16 protein-coding genes are annotated in these 17,935 nt (G+C 70.9%); 9 read left to right on the top strand and 7 right to left on the bottom strand.

What is annotated here, in order from left to right:
- Window positions 1-2: 2 nt before the first annotated feature.
- From B0B14_RS02940 to B0B14_RS02930, 3 genes are all read right to left on the bottom strand, one after another.
- Window positions 3-1,118 (bottom strand): CAF17-like 4Fe-4S cluster assembly/insertion protein YgfZ, encoded by a 1,116-nt coding sequence (locus B0B14_RS02940; RefSeq protein WP_076680023.1) that lies wholly within the window; start codon window positions 1,116-1,118, stop codon window positions 3-5.
- A complete protein-coding gene (locus tag B0B14_RS02935; RefSeq protein WP_076680022.1) occupies window positions 1,118-1,735 on the bottom strand; it encodes a heme-binding beta-barrel domain-containing protein in 618 nt (205 codons plus the stop codon). Before B0B14_RS02935 ends, B0B14_RS02940 begins: the two co-directional genes overlap by 1 nt.
- Window positions 1,736-1,871: 136 nt before the next feature.
- Window positions 1,872-2,162 (bottom strand): hypothetical protein, encoded by a 291-nt coding sequence (locus B0B14_RS02930; RefSeq protein ID WP_076680021.1) that lies wholly within the window; start codon window positions 2,160-2,162, stop codon window positions 1,872-1,874.
- Between the two features lie 104 nt (window positions 2,163-2,266).
- Here B0B14_RS02930 and B0B14_RS02925 point away from each other — a divergent pair, with 104 nt between their 5' ends.
- The 4 genes from B0B14_RS02925 (at window position 2,267) to B0B14_RS02910 (ending at window position 6,681) form a co-directional block, all read left to right on the top strand.
- Window positions 2,267-2,965 carry a response regulator transcription factor gene (locus B0B14_RS02925; RefSeq protein WP_076680020.1) on the top strand — a complete coding sequence of 233 codons (699 nt, stop codon included), beginning with the start codon at window positions 2,267-2,269 and terminating at the stop codon, window positions 2,963-2,965.
- A gap of 62 nt (window positions 2,966-3,027) precedes the next feature.
- Window positions 3,028-5,193 carry an RNA degradosome polyphosphate kinase gene (locus B0B14_RS02920; RefSeq protein ID WP_076680019.1) on the top strand — a complete coding sequence of 722 codons (2,166 nt, stop codon included), beginning with the start codon at window positions 3,028-3,030 and terminating at the stop codon, window positions 5,191-5,193.
- On the top strand, window positions 5,190-6,128 hold the full coding sequence (locus B0B14_RS02915; RefSeq protein WP_076680018.1) for an NUDIX hydrolase: 939 nt from the start codon (window positions 5,190-5,192) through the stop codon (window positions 6,126-6,128). The genes B0B14_RS02920 and B0B14_RS02915 overlap by 4 nt, the downstream gene beginning before the upstream one ends.
- A gap of 1 nt (window position 6,129) precedes the next feature.
- Window positions 6,130-6,681 carry a 4'-phosphopantetheinyl transferase family protein gene (locus B0B14_RS02910; RefSeq protein ID WP_256714229.1) on the top strand — a complete coding sequence of 184 codons (552 nt, stop codon included), beginning with the start codon at window positions 6,130-6,132 and terminating at the stop codon, window positions 6,679-6,681.
- Here B0B14_RS02910 and B0B14_RS02905 read toward each other — a convergent pair.
- The 3 genes from B0B14_RS02905 to B0B14_RS02895 are packed head-to-tail and all read right to left on the bottom strand — an operon-like array spanning window position 6,626 to window position 12,505.
- Window positions 6,626-7,957, bottom strand: a complete 1,332-nt coding sequence (locus B0B14_RS02905) for a M1 family metallopeptidase (RefSeq protein ID WP_256714228.1) — start codon at window positions 7,955-7,957, stop codon at window positions 6,626-6,628. The two genes, B0B14_RS02910 and B0B14_RS02905, sit on opposite strands and share 56 nt — an antisense overlap.
- Window positions 7,915-11,847, bottom strand: coding sequence for a Pls/PosA family non-ribosomal peptide synthetase (locus tag B0B14_RS02900; RefSeq protein WP_076680016.1), 3,933 nt, complete (start codon window positions 11,845-11,847; stop codon window positions 7,915-7,917). Before B0B14_RS02900 ends, B0B14_RS02905 begins: the two co-directional genes overlap by 43 nt.
- A gap of 1 nt (window position 11,848) precedes the next feature.
- On the bottom strand, window positions 11,849-12,505 hold the full coding sequence (locus tag B0B14_RS02895; protein WP_076680015.1) for a hypothetical protein: 657 nt from the start codon (window positions 12,503-12,505) through the stop codon (window positions 11,849-11,851).
- A 170-nt stretch (window positions 12,506-12,675) separates the two neighbouring features.
- On the opposite strand from B0B14_RS02895, the gene pstS reads away from it, so the two are divergent.
- From pstS to pstB, 4 genes are all read left to right on the top strand, one after another.
- Entirely contained in the window at window positions 12,676-13,788 is a 1,113-nt protein-coding gene (pstS, locus tag B0B14_RS02890; RefSeq protein WP_076680014.1) for a phosphate ABC transporter substrate-binding protein PstS, read from the top strand.
- 79 nt (window positions 13,789-13,867) lie between these two features.
- Window positions 13,868-14,809, top strand: a complete 942-nt coding sequence (pstC, locus tag B0B14_RS02885) for a phosphate ABC transporter permease subunit PstC (RefSeq protein WP_076680013.1) — start codon at window positions 13,868-13,870, stop codon at window positions 14,807-14,809.
- Window position 14,810: 1 nt separating this feature from the next.
- Window positions 14,811-15,914: a phosphate ABC transporter permease PstA gene (gene pstA / locus B0B14_RS02880; protein WP_076680012.1), complete on the top strand. Its 1,104-nt coding sequence runs from the start codon at window positions 14,811-14,813 to the stop codon at window positions 15,912-15,914.
- Window positions 15,915-15,944: 30 nt separating this feature from the next.
- Window positions 15,945-16,724 (top strand): phosphate ABC transporter ATP-binding protein PstB, encoded by a 780-nt coding sequence (gene pstB, locus B0B14_RS02875; RefSeq protein WP_076680011.1) that lies wholly within the window; start codon window positions 15,945-15,947, stop codon window positions 16,722-16,724.
- A gap of 91 nt (window positions 16,725-16,815) precedes the next feature.
- Here pstB and B0B14_RS02870 read toward each other — a convergent pair whose 3' ends face one another.
- Window positions 16,816-17,385 (bottom strand): TetR/AcrR family transcriptional regulator, encoded by a 570-nt coding sequence (locus tag B0B14_RS02870; protein WP_179085259.1) that lies wholly within the window; start codon window positions 17,383-17,385, stop codon window positions 16,816-16,818.
- A gap of 83 nt (window positions 17,386-17,468) precedes the next feature.
- Between B0B14_RS02870 and B0B14_RS02865 the strand changes: the two genes are divergently transcribed.
- A complete protein-coding gene (locus tag B0B14_RS02865; protein ID WP_076680009.1) occupies window positions 17,469-17,921 on the top strand; it encodes a hypothetical protein in 453 nt (150 codons plus the stop codon).
- Window positions 17,922-17,935 lie beyond the last annotated feature (14 nt).

Genomic DNA, 17,935 nt, shown 5'->3' with positions numbered 1-17,935 from the left:
GGTCACGCGGGCTTCTGGGCCGCCGTGCGGCGACCGAGCCGCGGAAGCCGGGGAACGGATGCCGTGGCCCCCGCCTCGGGAGGCACGACGGTCTCCTGGGCCGCGGTGACGACACCGTCGGGGGTGTCGACGAGGAGCGTCGCGTCGATCGGCGTGGAGCGGCGCACGAGCGCCAGGGCGATGGGGCCCTCTTCGTAGTGCAGGGCGACCGAGGTGACGGCGCCCACGGGCGGCGCGTCGGGTTCGGCGCCCTCGAGGCGAACAGCCGCTCCCCGCTCGGGCAGCACGCTGTCGGAGCCGTCGAGCTGCAGCGCGACCAGACGCCGCGGCGGATGACCGAGATTGTGCACCTTGGCCACCGTCTCCTGGCCGCGGTAGCAGCCCTTGGAGAGGTGCACCGCCGTGCGCATCCAGTCGACCTCGTGCGGCAGGGTGCGCTCGTCGGCCTCGGCCGACCACCGCGGACGCCAGGCGGCGATGCGCAGCGCGTCGACCGCGGTGCGGCCGGCGAGGGCGAGATCGCCCGAGGCCGCCGCCTCGGCGATGCGCTGCTCGTCGGACCGCGACACGATCGCCTCGGCCCAGTCCCGCTCGGCACCGGGGTGGGGCACGACCGTCGCGTAGCCGTGGCCGCCCGCGGAGACGCCCGGCCAGGGATCACGCCACACGAGCGGCGTCTCGGACAGGGCCGACACCGCGGCCGCCGTCCCGCCCATCACGGCGAACTCGTCTCCGGCATCGCGCGGCGCGACGCGCAGGCGGAAGCGCATGCGCATCAGCCACGCGAGGAGCGCGTCGGCGTCGCCCGCGTCGACGATGAGCCACGTGGTCTCGCCGTCGTCGACGACGGATGCCGCGTGCTCGACGCGTCCGTTCGGATCGAGGATCAGCAGTTCGGTGCCGACGCCGGGAGCGAGACCCTTCAGCGCCTGCGACGCCAGGGAGTCCAGCCACGACAGCCGGTCCTCGCCGGAGACCGCAAGGACGCGGCGATCGCCGAGCGGCGCGACGGCGGTACCCGCCGCGAGCGCACGCTGCTCGGCGAGCGGGTTGCCCACGTGCTGGAGCACCCCGTCGGTGACGACGGCGCCCGGGACGCGCTCGAAGGCGGCGGACATCACTCCGCCCGCGCGAGTCGCGCCGAGGCGTGGGAGCCGAGTTCGCTGCCGAGCGCGGCGATGTCCCATGCCCAGAGCAGGTGGTTGTCGACGAGCCCGTACATGCGGGTGGCGGCCACGTAGTCCTTCGCCCCCGACGGGCGCACGACGGCGTCGGTCGCGATGTCGATCCGCGGGCCCCGCACCTCGCCGAGGTAGAGCTCGCTCACGCCGTCGGAGTGCACGAGGGCGACTTCGATCTCGAACGCCCCTCCGTCGGTGCGCAGCGCCTCGACGTCGTCGACCGTGCGCGCCGGAGCCGTCGACACCGCGGGCAGCAGGCCAGGGCCGGCATCGGCATCCGTCGCGGGGCGGGCGAGCCTCCAGTACCCGACCTCGGAGACCAGCGGTGTGCGGGCGGCCTCCGTCTGCGGGTCGGACTCGCCGAGCAGCCAGGCGCTCGCGGAGTAGTTGAGGTACCCGCCGCCGTCGTGGCTGAAGCTCACGCGGTGGGCGAACTCCCCCGTGAAGCGGTGGTCGCCGGCCTCGTATTCGATGACGCCGGTGCCCTCCCACACTCCGAGGAGCCACGAGAGCGGCACGATGTCGGAGGGGAGATCCCCGGGAAGATCGAGCACGACGCGCCTCCCGTCAGCGCTGGCCGCGATAGAGGTTCCAGACCACGGCACCGGAGACGAAGACGATCGCGAGGGAGGCGAGCCCCAAGAGCCCCACGAAGAAGAGTTCGAGTGCGACGAGATCCATACCAGGAGTCTAGCCCGGGACGATCGCCGCGAGACCGAACCCGAGGCTGATGACGCCCATCACCAGGAGGGCGCCCAGAGTGCTCGCCGCCACGCGCTGGGTGAACCCCTGGGATCGCCCGTAGGCGAGCTGGATGGCGAAGGCGAGCAGGATGCTGCCGCCGAGGGCGACCGTGAGCCAGGCTCCGCGACCGTCGGGCTGCACGAGCGCGCCGATCAGGATCGCCGCGACGGCGGACGCGACCCAGACCGCGACGATGCCGCCGATCGTGCGGCGGGGTGCGAGCTCGGGGATGGCCACGGTCCCATTCTGGCCCACCGGGCACGATCCCGCACGATCCGGCGGTCCGCCGGCACGCCCTACACTGGTTCCACGGCGCCACCCCGCGCCGGAAGGGTCCACTTTTGGCACAGCTTCTCGTCCTGAGCTCCGCACCCGGAGGCGGCCACGTCCTGCCTTCGCTCGAGCTGCTGAGCCATCGCGTGCGGCAGATCCCCGCGACGCCTGCGTCGCTCGTGAACGCGCCGAGCGCCGACATCATCTTCGTCGACGCGCGCATCGACCTCGTCGGGGCCAAGTCGCTGTGCAAGATCCTCAACACCACGGGGCTGGACGCACCGCTCCTGCTCGTCGTGACCGAGGGCGGACTGACCGCCGTCTCCCCCGACTGGGGCGTGGACGACGTCATCCTGGTGACGGCGGGCCCGGCAGAGGTGGATGCCCGCGTGCGCCTGGCGATCGGCCGGCAGAGCGCCGAACAGGTCTCGACCCGTATCTCGACGTCCGGCATCACGATCGACGAGTCGTCGTATTCGGCGAAGGTGCACGGGCGCCCGCTCGACCTCACCTACAAGGAGTTCCAGCTCCTGCACTTCTTCGCGACGCATCCTTCCCGCGTCTTCACGCGCGAGCAGCTGCTGAGCGAGGTGTGGGGCTACGACTACTTCGGCGGCACCCGCACGGTCGATGTGCACGTACGGCGGCTGCGGGCCAAGCTCGGCGACCTCGAGCAGCTCATCGGGACCGTGCGCAACGTCGGGTACCGCTTCAACGTGTACGAAGACGACCAGGTCCCCGCACCCCGCGAGCGCACCGGCGCGTAGCGCGGCCGGCGCGCAGTGCCCCCGTTCACCCACGCGTCACATCCCTTTGGCATGATGAGGGAATGATCCAGGACGAGGTGCTCGACACCGGCCTCGGCGATGCCGACGATGACGACTTCGATCTCGACGAGGTCTTCGACTCTCAGCTCCCCGACAACCGATATCTCGATCGCGAGCTGAGCTGGCTCGCGTTCAACCAGCGCGTGCTCGAGCTCGCCGAGGATCCCTCACTGCCGGCGCTGGAGCGCTCGAACTTCCTGGCGATCTTCGCGAGCAACCTCGACGAGTTCTTCATGGTGCGGGTGGCCGGCCTCAAGCGGCGCATCGTCACGGGCCTCGCCGTGCCGACGAATGTCGGGCGGGCGCCGTCCGAGGTGCTCGGCGACATCGCCGAGTTGGCGCACGCGCTGCAGCGACGCCACGCGGAGGCGTGGATGCAGTCCGTGCGCCCGACGCTCGCGGAGTCGGGCATCGAGGTCGTGACGTGGGAGTCGCTCAGCGACGACGAGCGCTCGACCCTCTACGAGTACTTCCAGGCGCAGGTCTTCCCCGTGCTGATGCCCCTCGCCGTCGATCCCGCGCATCCGTTCCCCTACATCTCGGGACTCTCGCTCAACCTCGCGATCCGCATCCGCAACGCCCGCACCGGCCGCCAGGAGTTCGCGCGCCTGAAGGTGCCGCCGATGCTCCCCCGGTTCGTGCGCGTCGCGCGCGAAGACGACGCGGTGCGCTACATCCCGCTGGAAGAGCTGATCGCCCACCACCTCGAAGACCTGTTCCCGGGGATGGAGATCCTCGATCACCACGCGTTCCGCCTGACCCGCAACGAAGACGTCGCCATCGAGGAGGACGAGACCGAGAACCTCATCCAGGCGCTCGAGGCCGAGCTCCTGCGTCGACGCTTCGGGCCTCCGATCCGCCTCGAGGTCAACGAGGACATGGACGACGTGACGCTCGACCTCCTCATCCGGGAGCTCGACATCACCCAGCAGGAGGTCTACCGCCTCTCAGGACCCCTCGACCTGCGCGGCCTGTTCGATCTCTCCAAGATCGACCGCCCCGAGCTGCACTACCCGCCCCACGTGCCCACGACGGCCGTGCCGTTCCAGCCCGCCGAACTCAACGGCCGCGCCGATCTGTTCGCCGCGATCCGCAAGGCCGACGTGCTCGTGCACCACCCGTACGAATCGTTCACGACGAGCGTGCAGGCCTTCCTCGAGCAGGCGGCGCGCGACCCGCACGTGCTCGCGATCAAGCAGACGCTGTACCGCACCTCGGGCGACAGCCCCATCGTCCAGGCGCTGATCGACGCCGCCGAGTCGGGCAAGCAGGTGCTGGCCCTGGTCGAAGTCAAGGCGCGCTTCGACGAGGCGAACAACATCCTGTGGGCGCGCAAGCTCGAGAAGGCGGGCGTGCACGTCGTGTACGGCCTCGTGGGACTGAAGACGCACTGCAAGCTCGTCAACGTCATCCGCGAGGAGGACGGCGTGCTGCGCTCGTACTCCCACATCGGCACCGGCAACTACAACCCCAAGACGAGCCGGATCTACGAGGACTTCGGTCTGTTCACGGTCGACGACAAGGTCGGCGGCGACCTCACGCGCCTGTTCAACGAGCTGAGCGGCTACGCGATCGAGAAGAAGTTCAAGCGCCTCCTGGTCGCGCCCCTCCACCTGCGGAAGGGTCTGCTGCGCCTCATCGAGAAGGAGCGCCGCAATGCGATCGCCGGCAAGCCGTCGGGCATCCGCATCAAGGTCAACTCGATGGTCGACGAGCAGATCATCGACGCCCTCTACCGCGCCAGCCAGGCCGGCGTGCCCGTCGAGGTCTGGGTGCGCGGGATCTGCTCGCTCAAGCCCGGCGTCGAGGGGATGAGCGAGAACATCACCGTCCGCAGCATCCTGGGCCGCTATCTCGAGCACTCGCGCATCTTCTCCTTCCACAGCGGAGGAGAGCCGCAGGTGTACATCGGCAGCGCCGACATGATGCACCGAAACCTCGACCGCCGCGTCGAAGCGCTCGTGCGCGTCGTCGCCCCCGCGCACGTGAAGGAGCTCACCGAGCTGTTCGACCTGGCGATGAGCGACACGACGAGCTCGTGGCACCTGCAGCCCGACGGCGAGTGGGTGCGCCACAGCGTCGATGAGAACGGCAAGGCGCTCACCGACATCCAGGACCGCACCATGTCGAGCATCCAGCGTCGCCGGCGCGCGCGGGCGGTGCGATGACCGACACCGCGATCTACGCGGCGGGGGGCGTGATCTGGCGGCTTGTCGACGGCAAGCTCAAGATCCTCGTCATCCATCGCACGGCATACGTCGACATCACGCTGCCCAAGGGCAAGGTCGACCCCGGCGAGACCCTCGCAGAGACCGCTGTGCGCGAGATCTACGAGGAGACCGGCATCCGCGTGTCGCTCGGCGTGAACGTCGGCGTCTCCCGCTACCGCATGCCCAACAAGCGCGAGAAGATCGTGCACTACTGGGCGGCCGAGGCCACCGACGCCGCGATCCGCGCCTCGGCGTTCGTGCCCAACAAGGAAGTCGCCGCCATCGAGTGGATGGGCATCAAGAAGGCCCGCAAGCACCTCAGCTACCCCGTCGACGTCGAGATCCTCGAGAACTTCGCGAAGCTCGTCGACGACGGCGTGCTGCGCACGTTCCCGATCATCGCCCTGCGGCACGCCAAGGCGCTGTCGCGAGAGGAGTGGAAGGGCACCGAGACCGCCCGACCGCTGTCGCCGCGCGGAAAGCGGGAGGCGGAGGCGCTGGTGGGCCAGCTGCGCGCGTTCGGACCGGTGCAGATCATCTCGAGCCCGGCAGCGCGCTGCGTGAAGACCGTGACGCCGCTCTCAAAGACGATCGGCCGCCGCATCGAGCTGACCGACCTCGTGAGCCAGGAGGCGTGGGAGGAGGGCAAGTCCGATGAGCGCACGATCGTCGGACGCCTCGTCCGGGGTCGACGCGCCGCGGTGGTGTGCAGTCACGGCCCGGTGCTCCCCGGCATCCTGACGGAGATCGCCCTGGCCACCGGGACGCTGCGGGGCTCCTACCTCGGCAGCGCATCGTCGCTCGAGACGAGTGCGTTCTCGGTCGTGCATCTGTCGGCCACGAACCCGGGCTCGGGCATCGTCGCGATCGAGACCCACGAGCCGAAGCGCTGACGTGCGCTCCGCCGTGCGCCTGGCCTGGGCGCCCGTCCCGCCCGGCACCCCGCGGCGGGAGACGGCGTGGGCGACGCTGCGGTCTCTGCTGCCCGACGGGGTGGAGCTGACGCAGGTATGCCCCCGGTGCGGTGGTCCGCACGGCCCGATCGCGGTCGCCGGGGCGCCCTCCCGCGTGTCGGTCGCCTACGCGGGAGCCTTCGCGATCGTGGCGGTCGCCGACGAACGCATCGTGTCGGCGCTCGGCATCGACGCCGAGCTCGAGGTCGATCCGGTGCGGGATGCCGCCGGGCTCACCGGCGTGCTGGGGCCGGGGTCCTCCCCCTCCGTGCGGGCGTGGACGCGCGTCGAGGCGGTCCTCAAGGCCGACGGGCGGGGCCTTCGCGTCGATCCCGCGAGCGTGCGGGTGGCCGGCGACGGCGTGGGCTGGTCGGCGCACATCGGCGAAGGTGGCGCATTCGACGGCTGGGATGCCGACGGTCCCGACGGCGTGCTCGTCAGCGTCGCGGTGCGGGCAGCAGAGGAAGGGCGGGCTGCTCGAGCCACGCCGTGAGCAGCGGAGCCTGGCTGGAGCCGGTCTCCTCCTCGACGCGGGCGACGAAGTCGGCCGTCTCGACGAGACCGTGCCGATGCGTCCGCGTCCATGCCCGGATCAGGGCGCGGAAGGCGGCATCCCCCACCGTGAGCCGCAGGGCGTGCAGCGTCAGCGCCCCGCGCTTGTACACGCGGTCGTCGAACATCAGGTCGGGACCCGGATCGGCGAGCACGAGGTCCTGTGGCAGTCCCGCGAGGTGGGCATGGTGCCGACGGGCGAGCTCATCGGCGGACGGGCCTCCGGATGCCTCGGACCAGATCCATTCGGCGTAGCAGGCGAACCCCTCGTTGAGCCAGATGTCGCGCCAGTTCGCGACGCCCACGCTGTTGCCGAACCACTGGTGGGCCAGCTCGTGCGGCACGAGACGAGCCGATGGCGCGTCGAGGTGATTCGCGCCGAACACGACGAGCCCCTGCGCCTCGAGGGGGATCTCGAGGTCGTCGGAGGTGACGACGATCGTGCACTCCTCCTGCGGATACGGTCCGAAGAAGTCCTCGAAGCACGCGAGGATCGACGGCACCGACGCGAACGCGTCGTGCGCCCGGGCCGCCAGCGCGGGCGGACGCACGAGGGTCGCCCGGCCGAGCGCCGTGCGCTGATACCGCCCGATGTGCACAGCGGCCAGGTAGGTGGCCATCGGCACGTCGCACGTGAATGCCCAGGTGGACCGGCCGCCGCCGGCCCGCTCGGGGGCCGAGGCGACCCCCGTCGCGGCGACGGTGTACGGGTCGTCGGTGGTGACGGAGATCCGGTAGGTCGCCCGGTCATCGGGGCGGTCGTTGCACGGGAACCACGTGGGCGCCCCGATGGGCTGGGATGCCACGAGCGCGCCGTCGTCGAGCTCTTCGAAGCCGATCGTGCCCCATCGCGATGCGCGGGGACGGGGCGAGCCCGTGTACGTCACCTCGATCGAGAACGCCTCGCCGGCCGCGACGAGCCTCGGGAGCGCGACGCGCACCTTGCGGGCGCCCTGCTCGAAGCGCGTCCGCGCGTCGCCGTCGACGCGCACCCTGCCGACCCGGAGTCCGATGAGGTCGAGAGCGACCGAACGCGTCGCGACCACGGCGACGCAGTCCAGCACCGCCCGCCCTTCGAGACGGTTGGTGCGCACCCGGTACGAGAGCTCCAGCTCGTACGACGTCACGTCGAACGAGGTGTCACCGCTCTGGGGGGTGTAGTCGTCGCCGCCGCTCACGAGGTCGACTGATACGAGCGCACCTTGACGGCTCGCCACGGTCCGATGGGATTGCCGCTCCAGCGCGAGCCGACCGGGACCGTCTCGCCGCGCATCACGAGGGACGCGGGGCCGACCGTCGCGTGCGCGCCGATCGTCGCCGCAGGGAGCACGACGCTGTGGGGTCCGAGCGTGGCGCCGGGTTCGAGCTCGACGGTGTCCATGCTCATGATTCGATCATGGAACAGGTGCGTCTGGACGACGCACCCCCGGTTGACCGTGGATCCGTCGCCGAGGGTGACCAGGTCGGGCTCCGGGAGCCAGTACGTGTCGCACCAGACGCCGCGGCCGATCTTCGCCCCCAGCGCCCGCAGCCACACGGTCAGGGCGGGGGTGCCGGCCGCCGCGCGGGCGAACCACGGAGCGACCGCCATCTCGGTGAATGTGTCGCTCACTTCGGTGCGCCACACGAAGCTCGACCACAGGGGCTGCTCGCCCGCGCGGATCGGGCCGACGATGATCCACTTCGCAGCGACCGAGATCGCCGCAGCGGCAGCCCCCGCCGCGAGCATCACGACGCCCGACAGCAGGAGGGCGACCCACCCGCCGAAGGCCTCGTGCAGAGCGGCGAGCGCGAACAGCACCGCGAGGCCGATCGCGCACGTCACGATCACCGGCACGATGCGGCACAGCTCCCACAGCGCCCGCGCGACGCGCAGCCGTGTCGGCGGAGCGTACGTGCGGCTCTCGTCGCCCGTGTTCGACTGGCGGCGAAGACGCACCGCCGGCGATCCGAGCCACGACGATCCCGCCTTCGCCTTCACCGGCGCCGAGGAGAGCACGGCGACGAGCCCGTCGCGCGGAACACTGTGGCCCGGCGCCGCCATGCCCGAATTGCCGAGGAACGCGCGCTTCCCGATGCGCACCTCGCCGATGCGCATCCAGCCGCCGCGCAGCTCGTACGAGCCGACCATCGTGTCGTCGGCGAGGAACGCGCCGTCGTCGATGTGCGTCATCGACGGGATCAGCAGGACCGTGGACGCCTCGACATCGCGACCCACGCGGGCACCCAGCATCCGGAGCCAGACCGGCGTGAACAGACTCGAGTACAGCGGGAACAGGATCGTGCGCGCGGCGTCGAGGAGGCGCTCGATCGTCCAGGCCTGCCATCCGATCCGGCTGTGGACGGGGTGGGTCCCGGCGCGGAGGCCGATCGACAGGAGTCGCACGAGGAGCACGACCGATGCCGCGAACACCGCCCCGACGGCGAGCGTCGCCGGCACGAGCCACACAAGTGCGGCGAGGAAGGCGGCGGTGAGATCCGCGGCGCCGCGCAGTCCCTGGGCGAGCACCAGCGCGCCGACGGCGAACGACAGCAGCGGCAGGAGGGCGAGCAGCACCGCCGAGCCCCCGTACGCCCACATCCACCACCGCCGACGCGGCGGCGGCGTCCGGGGCCAGTCGCTGCGCGTTCCACCGACCCGCACCGCGGGCGATCCCGCCCACGACTGGTCGGCCCGCACACGGCCGAACACCGCCGATCCGGGCGCGATCTCGGCGCGCTGGCCGATCCGCGCACCCGGGGCGAGCGTGCTGCGACTGCCGATCGCGGCATCCGCGCCGATGCGCACGCGTCCGATGCGCACCAGATCGCCGTCGATCCAGTAGCCGCTGAGGTCGACCTCGGGCTCGATCGAGGCGCGATCGCCGACCTCGAGCATCCCGGTGATCGGCGGGAGCGTGTGGAGCGTGACGTCGCGACCGATCTTCGCCCCGAGGGCTCGGGCGTACTGCGTGATCCAGGGGGCTCCGGCCAGCCCCACGGCATCCACCTGATCGGCGATCTGCTCGGCCAGCCACAGCCGCAGGTGCGTCGCACCGCCGCGCGGGTAGTCGCCGGGGGCGAGGCCCGCCAGGAGTAGCCGGGCGGATGCCGCGGCGATCGCCATGCGGCCGAACGGGGTGGAGAACACCAGGAGCCCGACGAGGAGGATCGGCCAAGGCGTCGCCGGGAGCGCGTCGAAGCCCGGCACGAGCCGCAGCAGCGCACTGGCGGTGAGGACGTAGAGCAGCCAGCGCACGCCCGTGAGGATGAACAGCGGCACACCGACGAGGGTCTGCACCCACTGCGTCGCGCGGGGCGTCGGCGCAGGGCGACGGAAGGTCTGCACGTCCTCGTCGGCGAGGAACGGGCCGATCGCCTTGGCCATCGCGCCGAGCCTCGGCACGTCGTAGATGTCGGCGACGGAGAACTCGGGCACCCGTGCGCGGATGCGGGAGACGAGCTGGGCGGCGGACAGCGAGCCACCGCCCAGGTCGAAGAAGTCGGTCTTGCGGTCGGGCACCTGCACGCCCAGCACGGCCTGCCACTGCTCGGCGAGCCAGGCCTCGGCGGGGCTGAGACCCGACACCGGCAGCTCGACACCCGGGAGCGGCCACGGCAGCGCCGCGCGGTCGACCTTGCCCGAGGTGCGGACCGGCATGTCGTCGACGACCGCGAGGAGGGGCACGACCGCCGCGGGCAGCGTCTGGGCGAGCTCGGCCCGTGCGGCGGCGCGGTCGAAGTCGCCCTCCACGACGAGGTAGCCGACGAGCACCGGCACGCCGGCCTCCGTCGTGCGCACAGCGGCGGTGGCCGCGGTGACGCCGGCGAGGTCCTGCAGCGCAGCCTCGACCTCGCCGAGTTCGATGCGGCGGCCGCCGACCTTCACCTGATCGTCGGCGCGGCCGAGGAACACGAGGCCCTCGGCATCGGCGCGCACGAGATCGCCCGAGCGGTACGCGCGATCCCACCCGAGGGTCGGCATCGGCGCGTACTTCTCGAGGTCCTTGGCGGGATCGAGGTAGCGGGCGAGGCCGACGCCGCCGATGATGAGCTCGCCCGTGCCGCCCGCGGAGACCGGCTCGCCGTCGGCGTCGACCACGGCGAGCGCCCAGCCGTCGAGCGGGAGTCCGATGCGGACGGGGGAGGATCCGTCGAGCAACGCAGCGCACGCCACGACGGTCGCCTCCGTCGGCCCGTACGTGTTCCACACCTCGCGTCCTTCCGAGACGAGCCGTGCCACCAGGTCCGGCGGGCACGCCTCCCCGCCGAAGATCAGGAGCCGGACGTTCTCGATCGCGTCGGCCGGCCACATCGCGGCGAGCGTCGGGACCGTCGAGACCACTGTGATCGACTGCCGCACGAGCCAGGGGGCGAGGTCCTCACCCGAGCGCACGAGCGAGCGGGGCGCGGGCACGAGGCACGCGCCGTGGCGCCACGCGAGCCACATCTCCTCGCACGAGGCGTCGAAGGCGACGGAGAGTCCTGCCAGGACGCGGTCGCCCGGTCCGAGCGGCGCATCCGCGAGGAACAGTCGGGCCTCGGCATCCACGAAGGCCGCGGCCGAGCGATGCGAGACCGCGACACCCTTGGGCACGCCCGTCGATCCCGACGTGAAGATGATCCACGCATCGTCGTCGACGGTCGGCGGGGGCACCACGACGGTGGCGTGCGTGCTCGGGTGCGGTGCCGCGCCCGCGAACAGAGCGGATGCCGGGGCATCCTCCTCCTCCGTGGCCGGCTCGAACTCGCCCTCGCCGGTGATGACGCCGACGACGCGGGCCTCGCCGAACACGAGCTGGGCGCGCTCGTCGGGATCATCGGCGTCGACGGGCACGTACGCCGCACCGGCGGCCAGGATGCCGAGGATCGAGAGGTAGAGCTCCTTCGACCCCGACGGCACGCGCACGCCGACGCGATCGCCTCGCCGCACCCCCGCGTCGTGCAGGAGAGCGGCCGTGCGCGACACGCGCGCCATGAGCTCGCGGTAGCTCAGGGCGCCCGATCCGTCGTCGATCGCCGACGCCTCCGGATGCCGCGCGGTCGTGTCGCGAAGGACGTCGATCAGCGTGCGAGGCGGCGGGGCGTCGCCCGAGCGGTCGAGCGGATGCCGAGGGCCGAGCGCCACGTCAGGCGAGGAGCTCGACGAGCTGCGCCTTCGTCAGTCGCGAGTACCCGGTGCGGCCCTCCGACTTGGCGCGGTCGCGCAGCGCAGCCACGGTGAGCGCGGAGAGGCCGACGGGGGCCGGTGCGGCGTCGGACACCTCGACGTCGGGGCCCTCGGCCTCGACGATCTCGACGTCGACGACATCCCGGGCGTCATCTTCCGACAGCGGGGCCGCGGTGTCGGGGATCGCGGCGGGCTTCACGCTCGTGGCGCGCTTCGTCGGCGTGACGACCTTCCCGTCCTTCTCCGTCTTCCCCGCGGGCTTCCCCGGCTTCTTCGCGTCCTTCTCCGCCTTCTTCGCGGCCTTGGCCTCCGCCGCCTTCCGCTCCGCAGCCGCAGCCTTCGCCGCTTTCCGCTCCGCGCGCGCGATCGCGTCGTCGGTCGCGGCCAGCGCGGCGTTCGTCGCCTTCGTCGCCCGCTTCTCGACCTTGCGCGGATCCTTCCGCACCTGCTTCTTCGAGGCGTCGGCGGCCGCACGCGCATCCGCGGCGACGTCTTTCAGGTCCTTCGCGAGCTTGCGCGGGAGATCCTTCGCCGCCCGCTTCGCGATCTTCGCCGCAGCCGCGGCATCGTCCATCGCCTCGAGAGCGCGGCGCTCGTGCTTCGTCGTCTTGGCCATGCACAGAACCATAGAGCAGGCAGGTGAACGGGCCGAGAGCCGTCCCCTTCCGCCCGGGCTCGTTCACCTCTCGTTCACCGTCACAGCCCGATCGCTTAAGAACGGCTGTCTAGCTTCACTCACGTGCCCTGCACCGGGCACGTCTCCCTTACCCGTGAAGGATTCACACAGTGAAGATCTCCCGCATCGCCCAGGTGGGCGCTGTCGCCGCTATCGCGGCCCTCGCACTCGCAGGTTGCGCCTCGAACGAAAGCGGCACCGGCGGCACCACCGACCCCTCTGCCCCCGCAGGACTGTCCGGCGAGATCGCCGGCGGCGGCGCGTCGTCACAGGAGGTCGCGGTCCAGGCCTGGACCGCCGACTTCCAGACCGCCAACCCCGAGGTCACCATCACGTACGACCCGGCAGGCTCGGGCGCAGGGCGTGAGTCCTTCCAGGCGGGCGCCTTCCCGTTCGCGGGCTCCGACCGCGCGTTCAACACCGACGAGATCTCCGCGGGACCGTTCGACGCCTGCGTCGAGGGCACCGACATCGTCGAGCTCCCTACCTACATCTCCCCCATCGCCGTGATCTTCAACCTCGACGGCGTGGACGAGCTCAACCTCGACGCCGCGACGATCGCCGGACTGTTCTCCGGTGACATCGCGAACTGGAACGACCCGGCGATCGCCGCGCTCAACGAGGGCGTCACGCTGCCCGACCTCGCGGTCACCCCCGTCCACCGCGCCGACGACTCGGGCACCACCGAGAACTTCACCGACTACCTCTTCCAGGCCGCGCCCGACGCGTGGACGGCGGAGCCGGACGGCGTCTGGCCGCTCACGAGCGGTGAGGCCGCACAGGGCACCTCCGGCGTCGTGTCGGCGGTCTCCGGCGGCAACGGGACCATCGGCTACGCGGACGCCTCGCGTGCCGCCGAAGAGGGTCTCTCCACCGCCGCCGTCAAGGTCGGCGACGAGTTCGTGTCGTACTCGCCCGAGGCTGCCGCTGCGATCGTCGACGCGTCGTCGTTCGAAGAGGGCCGTGGCGCGGGAGACCTCGCGATCGCGCTCGACCGCACCTCGGAGGCCGCGGGCGTCTACCCGATCGTGCTCATCTCCTACATGATCGCGTGCGAGCAGTACCGCGACGCGTCGGTCGCCCCGGTCGTCAAGGGCTTCCTCTCCTACATCGCGAGCACGGAGGGCCAGGAGTCCGCAGCCGCCGCTGCGGGCAGCGCTCCGATCTCCGACACGCTGCGCGAGAAGGTCAACGCCGCGATCGATCTCATCGTCGCGGAGTGATCCTCTCGGTACCCGGCCTGGCTTTCCGCCAGGCCGGGTACCACCATGAGAACGTCGCACCTACCCGAGACAGGACCCCATGACGACGACAACCGCCCCGGTGGCACGGCCGAAGCAGCGGCTCGGCGACCGCTGGTTCTCCGGCACCGCACTCTTCGCCGGCTCGATGATCCTCGTGACCCTCGCCGCCGTCGCGATCTTCCTCATCGTGCAGTCCGTTCCCGGCCTGACGGCCACCCGCGAGGACGCGTCGCTGCTCAGCACCGACTTCTGGGCCTACGTCTGGCCTCTCGCGTTCGGCACGGTCTGGGCCTCGTTCCTGGCCCTCCTCCTCGCCGTCCCGCTCTCCGTCGCTGTGGCGCTCTTCATCTCCCACTACGCGCCGCGCCGCCTCGCGCAGGGCCTCGGCTACATCGTCGACCTGCTGGCCGCCGTGCCGTCCGTGGTCTTCGGCCTGTGGGGCATCCTCGTGCTCGCCCCCGCCGTCCAGCCCGTCTACACGTGGCTCACCGTCAACGCGAGCTGGTTCCCGCTCTTCGCCGGGACCGCGTCGGCCACCGGACGCACGATCTTCACGGCCGCCCTCGTGCTCGCCGTCATGGTCGTCCCCATCATCACCGCCATCTGCCGCGAGATCTTCCTCCAGACCCCGGTCCTCCACGAGGAGGCCGCCCTCGCGCTCGGCGCGACGCGGTGGGAGATGATCCGGATGGCCGTCTTCCCCTTCGGTCGGTCGGGCATCGTGTCCGCCTCGATGCTGGGCCTCGGTCGCGCGCTCGGCGAGACCATGGCCGTCGCGATGGTGCTCTCCGCGACGGGCGTCATCACGTTCCGACTCTTCACCTCCGAGAACCCCAGCACGATCCCGGCGAACATCGCCCTCACCTTCCCCGAGGCGTACGGCGTCAACATCAACGTCCTCATCGCGACCGGCCTCATCCTGTTCGTCGTCACGTTCGCCGTGAACGCGCTCGCCCGCTGGATCGTCAGCCGCCGCAAGGAATTCTCGGGAGCCAACTGACATGACCATCACCACCGCTCCCGAGCAGACGCCGGTGTCGTCCGCGCACGCGCCGGCCCGCCTCACCAACGGTCGGCTCCCGAAGTGGACGCCCTGGGCGCTCCTCGGCGCCGGCGCCGGCATCACCGCCGTCCTCTTCGCCGTCACGGGCCCTGCCGCGGGCGAGCCCTTCAACATCGCCGGCTGGGCCGTCGTCACGGCCGTCCTGTACCTCGTGCTCATCCTGATCGTCTCCACTCTCATCGAGGGGCCCCGCAAGGGCGTCGATCGGCTCGTCACCGGCGTCGTGGTCACGGCCTTCGCGATCGCGATGGTGCCGCTCGTGTCCGTGGCGTGGACGGTCGTCGCCAACGGCGTCGCCGGCATCTCGGCGGAGTTCTTCAGCAGCTCGATGCGCAACGTCGTCGGCGAAGGCGGCGGCGCTCTGCACGCGATCGTCGGAACGCTCCTCATCACGCTCGCCGCCGCCGTCATCTCGATCCCGATCGGCATCTTCACGGCCATCTACCTGATCGAATACGGCGCCGGCAAGCAGCTCGCGAAGGGCATCACGTTCCTCGTCGACGTCATGACCGGCATCCCCTCGATCGTGGCCGGCCTGTTCGCGTACGCCGTGTTCGCGCTCATCTTCGGCCCCGGCATCCGCATGGGCATCATGGGCTCGATCGCGCTCTCGGTGCTCATGATCCCGGTCGTCGTGCGCTCGACGGAGGAGATGCTGCGTCTGGTGCCCAACGAGCTGCGCGAAGCGTCGTACGCGCTCGGCGTGCCGAAGTGGCTCACGATCGCGAAGGTCGTGCTGCCGACATCCATGGCGGGAATCACGACGGGCGTGATGCTGTCGATCTCGCGCGTCATCGGCGAGACGGCACCCCTGCTGCTGACCGCCGGAGTCGCCACGTCGATGAACTACGACCTGTTCAACGGCCGCATGGCGACCCTCCCCGTCTTCGCGTACTCGCAGTACATGAACCAGGGCATTCCCGCGTCGGCGTACATCGACCGTGCGTGGGCCGCCGCCCTCGTGCTCATCGTGATCGTCATGGTGCTGAACCTCGTCGCGCGGCTCGTCGCCAAGATCTTCTCCCCCAAGCTCGGCCGCTAGGCCTCCCACCCGAAAGAACTCAGAGGAATCGTGTCCAAGAGCATCGAAGTCAACGACCTGAACGTGTACTACAGCGACTTCCTCGCTGTAGAGGGGGTCTCGCTCGAGATCGAGCCCCGCAGCGTGACGGCGTTCATCGGCCCGTCGGGCTGCGGCAAGTCCACCTTCCTGCGCACCCTCAACCGCATGCACGAGGTCATCCCCGGCGCACGCGTCGAGGGAGAAGTCCTCCTCGACGGCGAGGACCTCTACGGCCAGAACGTCGACCCGGTGCTCGTGCGCCGTCAGGTCGGCATGGTCTTCCAGCGCCCCAACCCGTTCCCGACGATGTCGATCAAGGAGAACGTGCTCGCGGGCGTCAAGCTGAACAACAAGCGCATCTCGAAGTCCGACGCCGACGCGCTGGTCGAGAAGTCGCTGCAGGGCGCCAACCTGTGGAACGAGGTCAAGGACCGCCTCGACAAGCCCGGCTCCGGTCTCTCGGGCGGCCAGCAGCAGCGTCTGTGCATCGCGCGCGCCATCGCCGTCTCCCCCGAGGTCATCCTCATGGACGAGCCCTGCTCGGCCCTGGACCCGATCTCGACCTACGCGATCGAGGAGCTCATCGGCGAACTGAAGAACGAGTACACGGTCGTGATCGTGACCCACAACATGCAGCAGGCGTCGCGCGTCAGCGACCGCACGGCGTTCTTCAACATCGCCGGAACGGGCAAGCCCGGCAAGCTCATCGAGTACGACGACACCTCGACGATCTTCACGACCCCGTCGGTCCAGGCCACCGAGGACTACGTCTCGGGTCGCTTCGGATAGGTGGCGTCCGACACACGACGGAGGGGTGGGATGCCGCGGCATCCCACCCCTCCGTCGTGGTGCGGGTGGTCGGCGGGCCGGTACCGGCGGATCAGCGCCCGGGGCGGGTGACGCCCTCGGGGATCATGGCGACGCCGTAGAGGGTGTCCACGAGAGCGCGCGGGTGGATGTCGGGAACCCATCCGCTGGCGAGCAGCTGCTGGAAGCCGATGATCGCCGACACCAGGAGGATCGCGCGTCGTCGCGCCTCCGCCTCCGTCACCCCGCACGCATGGAGGAGCTCCGCCAGGTAGCCCACCCGCCGCTCGGTGACCGCGGTGACGGGTTCCCGCACCTGCGCGGCGGCAGCATCCGCGTAGAGCGTGCGCTCCCCGCTGCGCTGCATGGAGCGGTGGCCGATGATCTCGAACAGGCGGGCGAGCCGGTCCTGAGGCGTGTCGAGGAGCTCGACCTCGGCGATGAGCTGCTCGGTCTCGAGGTCGCGCCACCGGTCGAGCACGGCGTCGACCAGTGCGCGCCGGTCGGCGAAGTGCCAGTAGAACGATCCCTTGGTGGCGCCGAGCGCCCGAGCGACCGGTTCGACGGCGACGGCCGCGATCCCGTCGTCGCTGAAGCGTGCGTACGCCGCGTCGATCCAGTCGTCCCGGGACAGTCTTGCCATGTCCGTACCGTACCGTATAGTCTCTTCGTCGCCCACCATACGGTGGCGTATGCCGCTCGGGGGAGCCGAAGGGAGAAGACCGGATGAAGCAGCCGTCGTTCTGGTCGCTCGTGCTGGCCGACATCACCGACCCCGACTACACGCATGTCTGCATCGACGTGCTCCCCGCCCACGCCACCGCAGATCCGGCGGCCTGGGCGCGGCGGCTCCTGTCGGCGGCGGCCCTCCCCCGCTGGCTCGCGGGCGTCCTCTCGCTTCGCGCGCTCCTGACCGGCCGATCGCTCCGATGCGACGCACTCCGCGTGCGCCACGTCGAGGGAGACGAGGCCCTCGTCGCCGTCGACGGCCGCCGGTTCGACGTGCGCATCGGCATCGGGGTCGACGAGGAGATGGCCCTCGTGCGCGTCGTCACGGCGTTGCGCTTCAAAGGTGCCGGCGTTCAGCTGATGTCGCTGCCGGTGCGTGCCGCGCTCCCGTTCCTGATGCGCGGCATGATCGCACGCACGCGGCGGGCGCTGTCGGGCGTCACACTGTGACCGCAGCGCCTACC

It is taken from the genome of Microbacterium sp. RU33B (assembly GCF_900155915.1).
In the GTDB taxonomy this organism is placed as follows: Bacteria; Actinomycetota; Actinomycetes; order Actinomycetales; family Microbacteriaceae; genus Microbacterium.
This window is presented reverse-complemented; position numbering and strand designations above follow the sequence as displayed.